The organism is Micromonospora sp. NPDC049523, assembly GCF_040676775.1.
GTDB lineage: Bacteria > Actinomycetota > Actinomycetes > Mycobacteriales > Micromonosporaceae > Micromonospora_G.
The window spans coordinates 299,855-314,055 of the sequence record NZ_JBFAPP010000005.1; the positions used below are offsets into that span (position 1 = coordinate 299,855).

Annotated in this window: 13 protein-coding genes; 7 read left to right on the forward strand and 6 right to left on the reverse strand. The window is 68.5% G+C overall.

Features of this window, described 5'->3' with window-relative positions:
* The first annotated feature begins 7 nt into the window (after nt 1-7).
* The 4 genes from AB0J90_RS10115 to AB0J90_RS10130 all read left to right on the forward strand — a co-directional run bounded on the left by AB0J90_RS10115 (nt 8) and on the right by AB0J90_RS10130 (nt 2,509).
* Nucleotides 8-433, forward strand: a complete 426-nt coding sequence (locus AB0J90_RS10115) for an NUDIX hydrolase (protein ID WP_363594159.1) — start codon at nt 8-10, stop codon at nt 431-433.
* Between the two features lie 257 nt (nt 434-690).
* On the forward strand, nt 691-1,020 hold the full coding sequence (locus AB0J90_RS10120; RefSeq protein ID WP_363594380.1) for a helix-turn-helix transcriptional regulator: 330 nt from the start codon (nt 691-693) through the stop codon (nt 1,018-1,020).
* Between the two features lie 14 nt (nt 1,021-1,034).
* A complete protein-coding gene (locus AB0J90_RS10125) occupies nt 1,035-1,898 on the forward strand; it encodes an ImmA/IrrE family metallo-endopeptidase (protein WP_363594161.1) in 864 nt (287 codons plus the stop codon).
* Entirely contained in the window at nt 1,895-2,509 is a 615-nt protein-coding gene (locus tag AB0J90_RS10130) for a hypothetical protein (RefSeq protein WP_363594163.1), read from the forward strand. Before AB0J90_RS10125 ends, AB0J90_RS10130 begins: the two co-directional genes overlap by 4 nt.
* Before the next feature lie 34 nt (nt 2,510-2,543).
* Here AB0J90_RS10130 and AB0J90_RS10135 read toward each other — a convergent pair whose 3' ends face one another.
* Nucleotides 2,544-3,488 (reverse strand): alpha/beta hydrolase, encoded by a 945-nt coding sequence (locus tag AB0J90_RS10135; protein ID WP_363594165.1) that lies wholly within the window; start codon nt 3,486-3,488, stop codon nt 2,544-2,546.
* Between the two features lie 135 nt (nt 3,489-3,623).
* Here AB0J90_RS10135 and AB0J90_RS10140 point away from each other — a divergent pair, with 135 nt between their 5' ends.
* Nucleotides 3,624-4,778 carry a C45 family peptidase gene (locus tag AB0J90_RS10140; protein ID WP_363594167.1) on the forward strand — a complete coding sequence of 385 codons (1,155 nt, stop codon included), beginning with the start codon at nt 3,624-3,626 and terminating at the stop codon, nt 4,776-4,778.
* 85 nt (nt 4,779-4,863) lie between these two features.
* Here AB0J90_RS10140 and AB0J90_RS10145 read toward each other — a convergent pair whose 3' ends face one another.
* Both AB0J90_RS10145 and acs read right to left on the reverse strand, forming a co-directional pair.
* The gene (locus tag AB0J90_RS10145) at nt 4,864-7,200 is read right to left on the reverse strand and encodes an immune inhibitor A domain-containing protein (RefSeq protein ID WP_363594169.1); all 2,337 of its coding nucleotides are present in this window, start codon (nt 7,198-7,200) and stop codon (nt 4,864-4,866) included.
* A gap of 299 nt (nt 7,201-7,499) precedes the next feature.
* Complete coding sequence (gene acs, locus AB0J90_RS10150) at nt 7,500-9,464, reverse strand: acetate--CoA ligase (protein WP_363594171.1); 1,965 nt, start codon at nt 9,462-9,464, stop codon at nt 7,500-7,502.
* A gap of 233 nt (nt 9,465-9,697) precedes the next feature.
* On the opposite strand from acs, the gene AB0J90_RS10155 reads away from it, so the two are divergent.
* Nucleotides 9,698-10,444 carry an oxidoreductase gene (locus AB0J90_RS10155; RefSeq protein WP_363594173.1) on the forward strand — a complete coding sequence of 249 codons (747 nt, stop codon included), beginning with the start codon at nt 9,698-9,700 and terminating at the stop codon, nt 10,442-10,444.
* A gap of 49 nt (nt 10,445-10,493) precedes the next feature.
* On the opposite strand, the gene AB0J90_RS10160 is transcribed toward AB0J90_RS10155, so the two are convergent.
* Both AB0J90_RS10160 and AB0J90_RS10165 read right to left on the reverse strand, forming a co-directional pair.
* Nucleotides 10,494-11,312 carry an HAD-IB family hydrolase gene (locus AB0J90_RS10160; protein WP_363594175.1) on the reverse strand — a complete coding sequence of 273 codons (819 nt, stop codon included), beginning with the start codon at nt 11,310-11,312 and terminating at the stop codon, nt 10,494-10,496.
* A gap of 408 nt (nt 11,313-11,720) precedes the next feature.
* Nucleotides 11,721-11,921: a hypothetical protein gene (locus tag AB0J90_RS10165; protein WP_363594177.1), complete on the reverse strand. Its 201-nt coding sequence runs from the start codon at nt 11,919-11,921 to the stop codon at nt 11,721-11,723.
* 745 nt (nt 11,922-12,666) lie between these two features.
* Here AB0J90_RS10165 and AB0J90_RS10170 point away from each other — a divergent pair.
* On the forward strand, nt 12,667-12,906 hold the full coding sequence (locus AB0J90_RS10170) for a hypothetical protein (protein WP_363594179.1): 240 nt from the start codon (nt 12,667-12,669) through the stop codon (nt 12,904-12,906).
* Nucleotides 12,907-12,976: 70 nt separating this feature from the next.
* Here AB0J90_RS10170 and AB0J90_RS10175 read toward each other — a convergent pair whose 3' ends face one another.
* Nucleotides 12,977-14,029: an alpha/beta hydrolase gene (locus AB0J90_RS10175; RefSeq protein WP_363594181.1), complete on the reverse strand. Its 1,053-nt coding sequence runs from the start codon at nt 14,027-14,029 to the stop codon at nt 12,977-12,979.
* Between the last annotated feature and the right edge of the window lie 172 nt (nt 14,030-14,201).

Here is a 14,201-nt window from a genome sequence, read left to right on the forward strand (position 1 = left end):
CGCGATCGTGTCCGAGTCGGTGCACCAGCTCGCCGGTGTCCTGCTGGTCGACCCGTCCGGCGCGGTGCTGATGCAGCTACGTGACGAGTACGCCCCTCGCCATCCCAACCTCTGGGGAATCCCCGGTGGGCACGTGGAGTCGGGCGAGACACCCGAGCAGGCCGCCCACCGGGAACTGCTGGAGGAAACCGGTCTGCGCGTCGACGGCCCGCTGGAGCTGTTCTGGAGTGGGTCACGGCCCGACGACAACAGCCACTGGTACGTCTACTGCGCGCCCACCCGGGCCCGCCAGGACCAGGTGGTCCTCGGCGAGGGCGCCGCCATGGTGTTCCTCTCCCCGGACGAGATCCTCGCCCGCCGGATGACCCCGGGCGTGACCGAGGTCGTACGCCGCTTTCTCGTCTCACCCCAGTACCACGCGCTGATCCGATAGCGCGACCGCCCACCGACGCTGTACGGGATTGTCCCCTACGGCTTTTCGATTGCCCGACGGCGCGGTACGCGGTAAAGCGTCATCCTCCGAGTTCTCCCGAGGCACACCGCCGAGGGAAAATAGAGGATGACGTTTTTGTCGTGGAACCGAACGCCGATCAGGACTTGGGTCGAGGCTTGCAGGGTGTACGAGCACCGGTGTAGACTGAATCACGGTAGCCGATCATGATTCAGTGCTGGGGGTGGGTCGTGAGCAGGATGGACGTGGGTGCGTCAATTGAACGCGCCCGGGCGGCCGCAGGTCTGAGTCAGCGTGTCCTCGCGGACAGGACTGGCATTTCCCAGCCGACCCTGTCACGGATCATCTCAGGCGACCGTGCGGCAAAGATGCCTGAGATCGTGTCGATCGCATGGGCCACCGGGCACACGGTGGCTCAGCTCACCGGGGCGCAGACCGTGGCCGACCGAGCCCAGTGTGTGGCCAGGGCCACCAACGGCTCGGGCATGGAAGACATGCGCCAGGCACTTCTGCATTTCCTGGAACTAGACGATTACCTAGCCGAGCAGGCAATTCCTGCCGCCAACTGACTTGGTGAAAGACCGTGGATGCTGAAGCCGGCGGTTGTAGTCGCGCCGAACGGTTCCGGAAAGACCACCGCTTGGGCGTGCAGCCTCTGGGTGATCTCGTAGCGATCATCGAGCAGACGACCGGGATCGATGTGGCCGTGCTCGACGCGGGGCCGGACGAGCATGGCCTGACGATGCGGGACCCGAAGCGCGACACCATGTTCATCGGTGTCGCGCGTACCCGCAATCCGATGCGGCAACGCTTCACGCTTGCTCACGAACTCGGTCACGTCCAGTTCGAGGATTGGGCGGAGGTCGATGCGGGCAACTGGAGCGATCGGTCGCCGGCCGAGGTCCGGGCCGACGTCTTCGCCAGACATCTACTTCTCCCCGTGGACGGCCTGCGGGAATTCCTCGGGGAAGGAAAGCCGGTAACCCGGTCCACTCTCTCCGGGATCGTCCAGCGATTCCTGGTTTCGCCCGCCGTCGCTGCCATCGCGCTGCACCAGGACGGATACCTCGACGCGGCCACGAAGAGGGAGTGGATGACCCTGTCCACGGCTCAGTTGGCTGTCCGCTTCGGGTGGATCGATCAATATCACGCGTTGCAGGCCGACTCCGACAGGCGGAGGGCACCACAACGGCTGCTCGCCCGTGCGACCAGGGGTTACGCAGAGGGCGTGCTTTCCGCACAGGCGATCGCCACCTTGCGCGGCATCGCGGTGGAAACCGCTGAGGCGGAGCTTCGGTCGGCGGGGATCGTGTCCGTCGAGACTCCGATCGCCTGGGCCGACCCAGCCGAACTGCCAGACGTGCCGGTGGACTGGGTGGCACTGGATGCGGACCTGAGTGCATCGGACGAGCCTCAGGATCCGGCGGCCGAGACCGACGCACGATGAGCCCACGGCCGATCATCGACGCCGGACCCGGCCTGAACTTCTTCTCGATCAACAGGGAGCGGCTCCTCATCGGAGTTCTCGGGGCGCTCAGTGCCCCCGAGACGGTCCAGGCCGAGGTAATGCGCAAGTCCCAGGAGGACAGGCGCTTCCGCGCTGCCGCAACGGTTTGGCGCAAGTTGTCCCCACGCTGGCTCCAGGTACTCTCCGACGACGAGACACCCGAGCTTTCCGCAGTCGTTCACCGGATCACCCAGCAACCCATGCAACAGCGGCTGAGGCAGCCAAGAGATCTGGGCGAGATCATGGTCGTTGCGCATGCTGTCGTCGCCGCCGAGGCGGGCGAGACGATGACGGTGCTCATTGACGACGGGTCCGGCGCGCGGATCGCCACCCGCGAAGCGGGCCGCCTGCAACGACTTCGCGCTCAAGGGGGTGCTGTGGGATCGATCAAGCTGGTGAGCACGCTGACAGTTCTGGAGCGCGCGGCAGGCAGCGTGCACATGCCGGACAAGGCCGCGATGCACGACGTTTATCAGCGGCTCCGCGGCCTCGACGACGGTCTACCGCCGATTGACACAACGAACCTCTTGACGTCCCCCCGCTGGCGGTAAGCCGTTGCCCATGCGCAGTGGGGAGTCCGAGGCGTCAGGACTTGGCCCAGCGGAGGATTTCGCCGAGGACCAGGTCAGGTGCCTCCAGGTGGGGAAAGTGGCCGACGTCGTCCAGCAGGCGCCACTCGTACGGGGCGGTGACGTAGCGGCTGGAACCCTGGGCGGTACGCGGCAGCACACCCCGGTCCAGTGCGCCGTGCAGTTGCAGGGTCGGTGTGACCAGCGGCTTCTGCATCAGCCGGACGAACCGGTAGCCCTGCAACCGCAGCACCGAACGGAACGCCCAGCGGTAGCCCTCCAGGGCGCAGAACGCCGCCTGCGGGATCTGCATCGCCTCCCGGCAGCGGTCCGCGTACGCCTCGAACGAGTCGCTGGCCACCCACCGCTGGCCACCCAACCGGCGCAGGAATTCGCCGGCCAGGGCGGCGTTGTCCCTGGTCAGCACGTGCTCGTAGCGGGGGAGCTGGAACTTCAGCGTGGGCGTCGAGGCGAGGAACTGACCACGTGGGTCGGCGAAGACGGCCGTACGCAGCCGCAGCGGGTGCGGTGCGCCGAGCACCACGAGCCGCCGGACCAGTCCCGGATGGAACGCGGCGGTGGTCCAACCGACCATGCCACCGAAACCGGCACCCACCACCACGGCGGAACGTTCACCGAGTGAGCGGATCAGTCCTGCCACGTCGGCGGCGAGCGTGTAGCCGTCGTACCCCCGGGGTGGCTTGTCGCTCGCACCGTAACCGCGCAGATCCACCGCGACCGCCCGGTAACCGGCGTCCGCGACGGCGGGCAGCATCTCGTGCCAGGCCCACCAGAATTCCGGAAAGCCGTGCAGGAAGAGGACCAGCGGGCCGCTGCCCGCCTCGACGACATGGAACCTGCTGCCGTTGGCGCCGACGAAGCGATGCGTCCAGGGCCCGTCCACCAGCACACGGGATTCGTCGACGACCGGCTTGCGGCCACCGCCTCGCTGATCGCTCATGTCGCACAGCCTAGGCCCCGGACCTGCACCTGCGTCCCGTACGGCGGGACAGTTCAGGGGATCGTCGGGGATGTCACGGAAACGGGGCCGGATTTTCCGGTGAACGTCTTCGACCGATGCGGATATGGTGCGGACATGATTTCCGCTGACGACGGAACCTTCTCCTACCTGCCCGTGCCGGTGATCCGGGTGCAGGGCACACCCGAGCACTGCGGATTCGAGTACGGCGTCGCCGCCCAGCCGCTCATCGCCGCCAACCTGGACCTCTACCTACGCAGGTTCCGAGTCGAGGCGGGACTCGACCTGGACGCCGTACGCGCCGCCGGTGAGGCGTTCCGGCGTACCACCGTGCAACTGCACCCGCGGGTGGCGCAGATGCTCGACGGGGTGGCCGAAGGCGCCGGGGTCGGGGTCGGCGAGATCTACGCACTCAACGCCCGCACCGAGCTGATCTACGGGACCACGACGGCGCCGGCCGCGGTGGACGGTCGCGACGGCGGTTGCACCGCGGCGGGGGTCCTCGGCACCCACACGGCCAGCGGCAACCTGCTGCTCGGGCAGAACTGGGACTGGCATCCGGACCAGCGGGAGGCGATGGTGCTGCTCGCCACCCGCGACGAGCGGGGGCTGACCGTACTCGCGCTGGCCGAGGCGGGCATGCTGGCGAAGACGGGGCTCAACTCGGCCGGCGTCGGGGTCTGCGTCAACATGCTCGGCTGCGACCGCGACGGCCTGCCGACCGACGGTACGCCGCCCGGTGTGCCCTACCACGTGCTGCTGCGGGCGGCGCTGGAGGCGGACAGCCTGGCCGGGGCGTTCAAGGCGGCGATGCGGGGGACCCGGAACAGCTCCATCAACCTGCTGCTCGGCCAGGCCGGCGAGTCCGGTGGTGAGCTGATCGACCTGGAACTGGTGCCGGGTGACGCGGGCTGGCTGCACCCGGTCGACGGCCTGCTGACGCACGCCAACCACCTGGAGTCCGGCGTACGGGTGCACGACACGATGAAGGACTTCGGCGGCTCGTCCATGTTCCGTTCGGCGCGGGCCCGGCGACTGCTCGCACCCGCCGCCCTAGCGGGCAAGGTCACCGAGGACGACCTGGCCGAACTCTTCGGCGACCATGCCAGCTTCCCGCACGCCATCTGCCGGCACGTGGACGAGCGCGACGCGGTCGCGGACCGGTCCGAGACCGTCTACTCGGTCCTGCTCGACCTGGACGACCTGCGGCTTGGCATCGCCGCCGGACCGCCGTGCGGCCACGAGTACGGCTGGCTCAGCCTGACCCGCTGACCCGCTTCCACGACGAGCAGGGCCGGTGCCGCAGTACGCGGCACCGGCCCTGTGGTTCTCGATCAGTGGTTCTACCTGACGGAGGTCAGCGCCGAGGGGTGCTCACCTTGATCAGGCTGGTGCCGATCGGCATGCCCAGCTCCAGCACAACCTCGATCTTGGTGCCGGTGCCGGCGACCTTGACCGATCCGGTCGGGTTCGCCGCGGACCAGTAGCGGTTCGGGTCCGAGTCGTCGAAGGTCGGGATGCCCGGCTTCGACGGGATCGCCAGCGGAACACCGAGGCGGTGCAGGGTGAGCGCGTCCGTCTTCTGCCGCCCGAAGGTGGCGTCGAACGGCTGCCGGCGGTTGGCCAGCAGGCACAGCCCCTGCGGGTTGTACGGCGTCACGGCGCAGGTGCCCGGCCACGCGATCGGGGTCGGACGGGCGTCGATCGGCAGCACCAGACCCTGGCCCGGGTGGGACGAGGTGTTGTTGTCTTCCTGGCTGTAGTCGACCTGCCAGATCAGCAGACCGTCCTGGTACGGGAAGCGCTCCACCCAGTCCGGCTTGGTGTCCGTCCAACCGAAGTTGTACGGGCCGACCTTGAGTCCCTTGTCGTAACCGATGTACTGCCGGTTCTCCGCGATGTAGAAACGCGGCACCTGCTCGTCCACGGTGCCGCCGAAGCGGCTCCAGCCGGCCGGGACCCAGCCGTTGTCACCGGACTCGACGTCGTCGCTCCACGCCACCGCACCGTTCTTCAACAGCTTGATGTCGTCGAGGAAGGCGCCGGCCAGGTGGTAACCACCGTCGGTGTAGTAACGGAACCGGAACTTGATCGTCTGACCCACCCACGGGGTCAGGTCCCAGCTCAGGTCCTGCCAGCCGCCGGAGTTGCCGTCGATCCGGTCACCGACCTGGATCCAGTTCTGCCCGCCGTCGACCGACACCTGGCCGAAGAGGAAGTCGTAGCCCTCCTCGATGTCGTACCAGGCCTTGGTGGTCAGCGAGGCCGAGGTGGCGCCCGTCAGGTCGAGGTCCCTGGTCAGCTTGATGTCCAGGTCGTCGGCGCTGCCGGTCCACCACTCGTTCTGCCCGGAGGTGGGGGTGTTGTACTCGATGTACTTCCGGGCACTGGGCAGGTTGACCACCACGGCCTGCGGGAGCAGACCGTCGTTGTCACCCGCCGGGCCGAGGATCTCGTACTTCGTACCGTCGCCCTGGTTGACCGTCTTGTAGTCCAGCCAGCCGAGGAACAGCTTCTCCCACGGGCCCATGTAGCCGGGGACGGAGCCGATGTTGTCGCCGCCCTTGTTCAGCCACGACCCACCGGACATCAGCGACCAGAAACCGGTGCCGTTCTCGGCGCGGTTGGTGGTGTCGTACAGGTCCGGCAGACCGAGGTCGTGGCCGAACTCGTGCGCGAACACGCCCAGGCCACCGTTCTCCGGCTCGGTGGTGTAGTCACCGATCCAGATCCCGGTGTCGCCCAGCGGCACGCCGCCCCGCTCGTTGTACGACGGGCCGGTGTCGCCCATCCGGGTCGGGTACGCGTACCAGCGGTGCGACCAGATCGCGTCCTCACCCTGGGCGCCGCCGCCGGCCTCTTCGCCCTCACCGGCGTGGATCGCCTGGAAGTGGTCGATGTAGCCGTCGGGCTCGTTGAAGTTGCCGTCGCCGTCGAAGTCGTACCGGTCCCAGATGTCGAACTGCTTCAGGTACTCGGTGACCTGGGCCTTGGTCTTGCCGGACGCGATCTGCGAGTCGTACCACGCCTGCGCGGTGTCCTCGACGAACGGCCAGTAGACCTCACCCTCGGTCTCGACGACGTTGTTGCTGCCGTAACGCGCCTCGTTGTAAGGCACGGTGACCCAGTCGCTGACGTCGCCGCCGACGGTGTACTTGCCACCGGACTGGTCCAGGTAGAAGGAGGCCATGGACTCCTTCTTCTTGGAGTACATGAGGTCCAGGTAGCTCTGGCGGTTGAAGTTCTCCTGCCAGATGGTGGAGTTGTTGTCGGTGGCGTCGCCGTTCCAGACCCGGTCCGGCTCGGCGATCTCGTTGTGCTTCGGGCCCGCGTCGCCGCCGTAGAGCGGGTTCACCTGGTCGCCGAACTCCACCAGGATCGAGAAGATGGGGTCGACCTTGGCCGGCTTCTTCTTCACCTCGACCCAGCGGTTGCCCTTGACCTTGACGACCTCGGAGCCGTTGCGCTGCTGCGGTGCCGACTTGCCCGAGAGCAGGTCGGCGATCGCCTCGCGACGCAGGGCGTCCTGCTGGTCACCGAGCGGGTGGGGCAGGTTGTCCTCGCGGTGCGAGGCCGTGGGGTCACCATCGGCGCCGGCTACCCGTGCGGATGACGTGGGCGACGGCTTGGGGGCGCCGTACGCCGGAACGGAAACGAAACCAGCCGCCAGGACGGCTGCGGCAACGCTTGCCATGCCTGCTTTGACGTCTCTCCTCAAAGGGTCCTCCTCCCTTCGTGGAATGTGACAGGAACTCTGCGCAGGGCGCGACACCTGTCACTCATGATCGTGACTACCTTTGCAGATGGATGCACCGATGTCACGAGTTGGAGATCGATGGTGCTGCGATGTTTACCCGGACTCACGCCGGGTGGGGCAAGTCGTCGGAATGTTCAGTCCGTTGAATCGATCAACTTGACAGCAACCGGACCACCGTACGGAAATGGGCGCGGCCCCTCGCGGAGCCGCGCCCATCCGGGTCTTTCCCTTGCCGGTCAGTCCTCGTCGGACTTCCCGGACTGCAAGCCCGAGGAAATCATTTCCATTACCGAGGAGTCCTGGAGCGTGGTGACGTCACCGAGTGAACGGTTCTCGGCCACGTCCCGTAGCAACCGGCGCATGATTTTGCCGGAGCGGGTCTTCGGCAACTCCGGTACGAGCATGATCTGCCGAGGCTTCGCGATCGGCCCGAGCGTACGGGCGACGTGGTTGCGCAACTCGGTGATGAGCGCCTCGCCGGCCTCGCCCGCGGTGTCGACGTTGCCGCGCGGGATGGTGAACGCCACGATCGCCTGACCGGTGGTCGGATCGGTGGCGCCGACAACCGCCGCCTCCGCCACCGACGGGTGCGACACCAGCGCCGACTCGACCTCGGTGGTGGAGATGTTGTGCCCGGAGACCAGCATGACGTCGTCCACCCGGCCGAGCAGCCACAGGTGCCCGTCGTCGTCCTTCTTCGCCCCGTCACCGGCGAAGTACATCCCCTGGAACCGGGACCAGTACGTGTCGACGAACCGCTCGTCGTCGCCCCAGATGGTGCGCAGCATCGACGGCCACGGCTCACGCAGTACGAGGTAACCACCGCCGCCGTTCGGCACCGACTCGCCCTGGTCGTCGACCACGTCGGCGGTGATGCCCGGCAGCGGGGACATGGCGCTGCCCGGCTTGGTGGCGGTCACCCCCGGCAGCGGCGAGATCATGATGGCGCCGGTTTCGGTCTGCCACCAGGTGTCGACGATCGGGGACTTGCCCCGGCCGACGTGCTCCCGGTACCACATCCACGCCTCGGGGTTGATCGGCTCACCGACGCTGCCGAGCACCCGCAGCGACGACAGGTCGTAACCCTGCGGGATGTCGTCGCCCCACTTCATCATCGTGCGGATCAGCGTCGGGGCGGTGTAGAGGATGCTGACGCCGTACTTGTCGACGATCTCCCAGAAGCGGCCCTTGTGCGGGGTGTCCGGGGTGCCCTCGTACATGACCTGGGTGGCGCCGTTGGCGAGCGGGCCGTACACGATGTACGAGTGCCCGGTGACCCAGCCGATGTCGGCGGTGCACCAGTAGACGTCCGTCTCCGGCTTCAGGTCGAACACCGCGTGATGGGTGTACGCCGCCTGGGTCAGGTAACCGCCGGTGGTGTGCAGGATGCCCTTCGGGCGTGCGGTCGTACCGCTGGTGTAGAGGATGAACAGCGGGTGCTCGGCGTCGAACGCCTCGGCGGTGTGCTCGGCCGACGCGGTTTCCACCGTCTCGTGCCACCAGTGGTCCTTGTCGGTCCAGGCCACCTCCTGCCCGGTACGCCGGACCACCAGCACGTGCTCGATCGTCGAGGAGGCGGCGACCGCCTCGTCCACGGTCGGCTTCAGCGCGGACGGCTTGCCCCGCCGGTAGCCACCGTCGGCGGTGATCACCACCTTGGCGCTGGCATCCTGGATCCGGTTGCTGAGCGCGTCGGCGGAGAAGCCACCGAAGACGACGCTGTGCGTGGCGCCGATCCGGGCGCAGGCCAGCATGGCGACCGCGGCCTCGGGGATCATCGGCAGGTAGATCGCGACCCGGTCACCGGCGGTGACGCCCAGGTCGGTCAGCGCGTTCGCCGCCTGGCAGGTCAGCCGGTGCAGGTCGGCGTAGGTGAGGGTACGGGTGTCGCCGGGCTCGCCCTCCCAGTGGATGGCGACCTTGTCGCCGCGACCGGCGGCCACGTGCCGGTCGAGGCAGTTGTAGGCGACGTTGAGCTCCCCGCCGACGAACCACTTGGCGAACGGCGGGTTCGACCAGTCCAGGATCTGCTCCCACGGCTTGGCCCAGTCCAGCCGGCGGGCCTGCTCCGCCCAGAAGGCGAGCCGGTCGTCGGCGGCCTCGGTGTAGGCGGCGGCGGTGACGTTGGCGGCGGCGGCCAGTTCCGCCGGGGGCGGGAACTCCCGCGTCTCCTGCAACAGGTTCGCCAGGGTCTCGCTCATGCGCGGTGCTCGCTCATCTGCTCGCTCATCGGTGGGGCTCCTCGTGGTCAGCGTGAGATGCGTCTCGGTAGGAGGTTAACGGCGCCCTCACCGGTGGTGCGAGCGCTGGTCGGGTCGCTGGGCCGTCCCGCGCGCCGAGTGAACGCCGTCGAGCGCCGGCCGGTCCGCCCCGGTCGGGGGCTGTCGGCCGGCTGCCGCCGCCGTCCACGTGGCGGGTCGCTAGCGTGAACGTCGTGACCACCGACCCGCTCGCCCCGCTGCTCACCCTCGCCGACGTCGGGCCCGCCGTCGACCGGGCCCGCGAGCGGGTCGACCAGGCCCTGCGACACCGCGCGTTGCGCCGGCACGGCGGCCAGGTCGCGGCCGAGATCAGCCTCCGGTCCGCGGTGGCCAGCGCCGCCCTGGAGGGGTACGAGCACGAGCGCGAAGCCGTACGCGCCGGCACCGTCACCGACCCGGTGCTCCAGGGTGCGCTGCGGGTCGCCGGCTCGCTGCCCGGACTCGCCGACCTGTGGACCCGGGCGCCCCGGCAGGTGCTGGCGAAGCTGCACGTGCTCGCCGCCCGCGACGTGGTGCCGGAGCACGAACTCGGCCGCCCGGTGGCCGACCCGGCGACCGGCGCCCGGCTGGACGGCCTGGCCGGGCTGCTGACCGGCGGTACGAAGGTGGATCCGTTGGTACTGGCCGCCGTGGTGCACGGCGAACTGCTCGCCCTGCGCCCGTTCGCCGGGCCGTCCGGGGTGGTGGCCCGAGCCGCCGCCCGGCTGACCCTGCTCGCCAGCGGGTTCGACCCGCGCGGGCTGGTCGCGGTCGACGTCGGCCACCACGAGCGGTCCCCCGAGTACGTCGGCGCGGCCGGCGCCTTCGCCACCGGTACGCCGGACGGGGTGCGCTCCTGGCTGCGGCACTACGCGACGGCGGTGGAGGTCGGCGCCGAGCAGGTCGCCCTGGTCGGTGACGAGGTCCTCGCCGCCGCCTGAGCCCGCGGCCGATCTCGCCGGGCTCGGTTCCGCCGCGCGGAGCGGGGTGTCAGCTCTTCTGGGCGGAGGTGGTGCGGGTGCGGCGGTGGCGGCCGTACCAGGCGATGCCGATCGCGACGCCGACTCCGACGCCGAGCGCGGCGGCGGCCACCGGCACGGCCGGACGGTCCCGCAGCCGGCGGCCCAGCGGCACCGGGTGCCGGAACTCCAGCACCGGCCAGGCGTTTTCGGTGGCGAGCTTGCGTAGCGCCCGGTCCGGGTTCACCGCCGTGGGATGCCCGACACACTCCAGCAGCGGCCGGTCGCTGATCGAGTCGGAGTACGCGTACGACTCGGCGAGGTCGTAACCACGTGCCTCGGCGAGCTCGGCGACGCCGCTGACCTTGGCCGAACCGGCTGCGTAGAACTCCACGTCGCCGCTGTAGCGCCCGTCCTGCACCGCCATTCGGGTGGCGATCACGTCGGTCACCCCGAGCAGCTCACCGATCGGGCGGACGAGTTCCTCGCCCGAGGCGGAGACGAGTACGACGTCCCGGCCGGCAGCCTGGTGCTCCTCGATCAGGGCGGCGGCTTCGGCGTACACGTAGGGGTTGATCAGCTCGTGCAGTGTCTCGGCGACGATCTGGCGGACCTGGTCCACCGACCAGCCCTTGGTGAGCGCGGCCAGGTAGTCCCGGGTACGCGCCATCGTCTGGTCGTTCATCCCGCCGAGCCGGAACATCAGCTGGGCGTACGCGGACTTGACCACGTCGCGGCGCGAGATCAGGCCGTCCCGGTAGAACGGCCTGCCGAACGCCAGGGCGCTCGACTTCGCGATGACGGTCTTGTCCAGATCGAAAAAAGCGGCACTTCGGCCCACGGCGCGCAAGTCTAGCCGGATGGTCTATGGTCGGCGGGTGCGCGGGGTCACCCGGCCGGCTGTGGCCCCGGACACCCTGGTCCCGGAGCCACCGGTAGTGAGCGTGATCACGTCGGACCGCCGGGGTTTTGCGGTGAGTGGAGAGTGCGCCACTCGACGTATACAGGTCGGCTCAGGCATGCTTGTATTCACGACACACTTTCATATCCCGTGTGCTCGGCAGCTCTCGGCGGTTGCACCCCCCGTGACCGCTGAGTGGGTTCGGCTCGACCCCCCCGGAGCCGAACCCCCAGACGACCCCCGTCTCCCCCCGACGGGGGTCGTCGCCTATCCGGGATCGGGGGCGGGAGTCCAGAACCGAGGGGATGCTGGACCCCCGCGCTCACGCGATCGGCTCGTCGTGGAGCACGGCCATGCTCAAACGATGTGTACCCGCTCGACTTCCCCGTCCGGGTGGACGACCCTGATGCTGCCGCCGCCTCGCTTGGACAGCTCCTGGATCAGGGCGTAGACCTGTAGGGCACGGTTGACCGTGTCCGTTTTCGAGTCCCCGGACTCCGTGCTTGCCTTGTCGAGCGCCTCGGCTGCCCGGGGTGTGAGGTTGACGGTGAGGCGCACTAGCTGACCTCCTGTGCCTGAGTTCCCTGGCGGGAGATCGTTGGCCTTAGGCGTGTCGCGGCGCCGCGTCGAGGGGGAGGACACTTGCGGGCCATCCTCGTCGGGTTGGGTGCGGGTGTGTTCTTCAGCGCCGGCTTGACGATCGAGCACGTTCGTCTTTAGTGGCATTGTAAGTTCATCCCCTTTCATACCCTTTCCTTGCTTGGGTCGTGGCTGGGATTGACGGTTTCGGCCCGTTCTCTCGGAGGGCTCGCTCGTCTAGGTCGACCGTCCGCAACCCTTCACGGAATGTAACGACATCATCGCCTCCATGGTTCGGAATGTATGGCACTTACGCGCCAGTAGTATGCGTCTTTGCAGTATGACTTACCTACCCCCGACCTGCCACCCTAACGTTGGTGGATGAGGTATCCTGGCCCGTTTGCCCTCGACGTTCAGGCTGTCCGGCGCTGTGCGTTGACCGAGTAGGCGCTGTACATCAGCATGATCACAGTATGAACGTACGCTTGATGCGCGTACCCACGTGGTCGTGAGATATGAGTGCCGGTGTACCCTCGGTGACGTTCTACTGGCACCCAGCGCGGATCCCTCGATCCGGGGGCGCCACGGTGGCAGCCTGAGAAAGTTGGCCTCAAGAAGGGGTTGGAGCATGGCGGAACCGCCGCCGCAGGACCTGACGGCATCACCTGGGGCAGGCGTCCCGGGGGACCGGGCTGATCCCAAGATCCATCGGACCATGCTCGACATGAAGGTCAAGATCAGCAAGGGTGCGGCCTTCGAACTCGGTCTGCACGAGTCGGAGGAGAACGCCCACACGGCGGCCGCACTCCATTTCGTGATGATCATGCTGTCGGCGCTGGCCACGTTCGCCCTGATCTGGGGCTTCAGCCAAAGCGTGGCGCTCGGCCTCGTGGCCGGCGCCATCGTCATGTCGGTGGGGATCATCTTCGTCCGCAGCGCGCGTGCGCAGAAGCGGAGCAACTGAACCCGATGTGACCGGCGGGGCGCCGCCCCGGTTGTCGGTGGACCGGGGCGGCGCCCGCGTATCGGAGCGGCTAGTGGTCGGCGTGCAGCGCCGTACGGAGCGTCTGGGCGCCCTGTGCGGTGGCGGCGCGGGCGGCACTCGTCGTGGCCAGCGTGTCGAGCATGACGAAGTCGTGGATCATGCCCTGGTAGCGGACCTGGGCGACCGGTACGCCGGCCTGTCGCAGCTTGGCCGCGTACGCCTCGCCCTCGTCGCGTAGCGGGTCGGCCTCCTCGGTGATGACCAGCGCGGGTGGCAGTCCCCGGAGCTGGTCGATGCTGGCCCGCAACGGTGCGGCGGTCGGGTCGTTGCGCCTGCTGGCGTCCGGCAGGTACTGGTCCCAGAACCACATCATCTGCTCCCGGCTCAGGTAGTAGCCGCTGTGGAACTCCCGGTAGCTGCCGGTGTCGAAGTCCGCGTCCGTGACCGGGTACCAGAGCACCTGGTGACGGAACTGCGGTCCGCCACGCTGCTTCGCCAGCAGGGTGATCACCGCGGCGAGGTTCGCGCCGGCCGAGTCCGCGGCGATCGCGATCCGGGACGGATCGAGGTCGAACTCGGTGCCCTGCTCGCTGATCCACTGCGCTACCGCGTAACACTCCTCCAGCGCCGTCGGGAAAGGCGCCTCCGGCGAGCGGCTGTACTCCGGGAAGACCACCGCCGCGTCGGCCTGGACCGCGATCTCCCGGATCAGCCGGTCGTGGGTGAACGAGTCACCGTAGACCCAGCCGCCGCCGTGGATGTAGAGGACGACCGGCATCCCGCCCTGCTGGCCGCCGCGCGAGCGCATCATGTCCTGCGCGAGTCCGCGTACCCGGTGGGTCAGTCTGTTTCCGCTGTCCGTTCCGGCGCCGCCGTGCGGCGGTCGCACGATGCGTACCGGGACCTGGCCGGAGGGTCCCCCGGGAATCATCAGGTTCTCCGAGTCGACAGCCGGTTTGGCGATGCCGCTGGACTGCAGGTCGGTGAGCTTCTCGCGGCCCTCGCTCGGCGGGATCTGGTACAGGAAGGGCGGCTGCGAGGTCATCCGGGCGAACTCCTGCGCGGCGGGCTCGAGTACGACGGTGCCGACTGCCTGAGCCATGGTCGCTCCTCTCACGCAGCAGTGGACATGCTGCGGTGGCGGCTTGCTCTTCGAGGTGCGTACCCGAATTCGGCCGGTCTACCGGGCGGATGGTCGATGTCCGGCCGGGACCCGACGGGTGGTTCTTTGCCGACCCGGCCTGTGGATCATCCCGACTCCGGTGTCCGGTTTG

Bases quoted from the DNA above. Each gene is read 5' to 3' on its own strand.
- AB0J90_RS10170 (WP_363594179.1), top strand. From the start codon at position 12,667: ATGAAGGTCAAGATCAGCAAGGGTGCGGCCTTCGAACTCGGTCTGCAC.
- AB0J90_RS10145 (WP_363594169.1), bottom strand. From the start codon at position 7,200: ATGGCAAGCGTTGCCGCAGCCGTCCTGGCGGCTGGTTTCGTTTCCGTT.
- AB0J90_RS10135 (WP_363594165.1), bottom strand. From the start codon at position 3,488: ATGAGCGATCAGCGAGGCGGTGGCCGCAAGCCGGTCGTCGACGAATCC.
- acs (WP_363594171.1), bottom strand. From the start codon at position 9,464: ATGAGCGAGACCCTGGCGAACCTGTTGCAGGAGACGCGGGAGTTCCCG.
- AB0J90_RS10120 (WP_363594380.1), top strand. From the start codon at position 691: ATGGACGTGGGTGCGTCAATTGAACGCGCCCGGGCGGCCGCAGGTCTG.
- AB0J90_RS10130 (WP_363594163.1), top strand. From the start codon at position 1,895: ATGAGCCCACGGCCGATCATCGACGCCGGACCCGGCCTGAACTTCTTC.
- AB0J90_RS10140 (WP_363594167.1), top strand. From the start codon at position 3,624: ATGATTTCCGCTGACGACGGAACCTTCTCCTACCTGCCCGTGCCGGTG.
- AB0J90_RS10175 (WP_363594181.1), bottom strand. From the start codon at position 14,029: ATGGCTCAGGCAGTCGGCACCGTCGTACTCGAGCCCGCCGCGCAGGAG.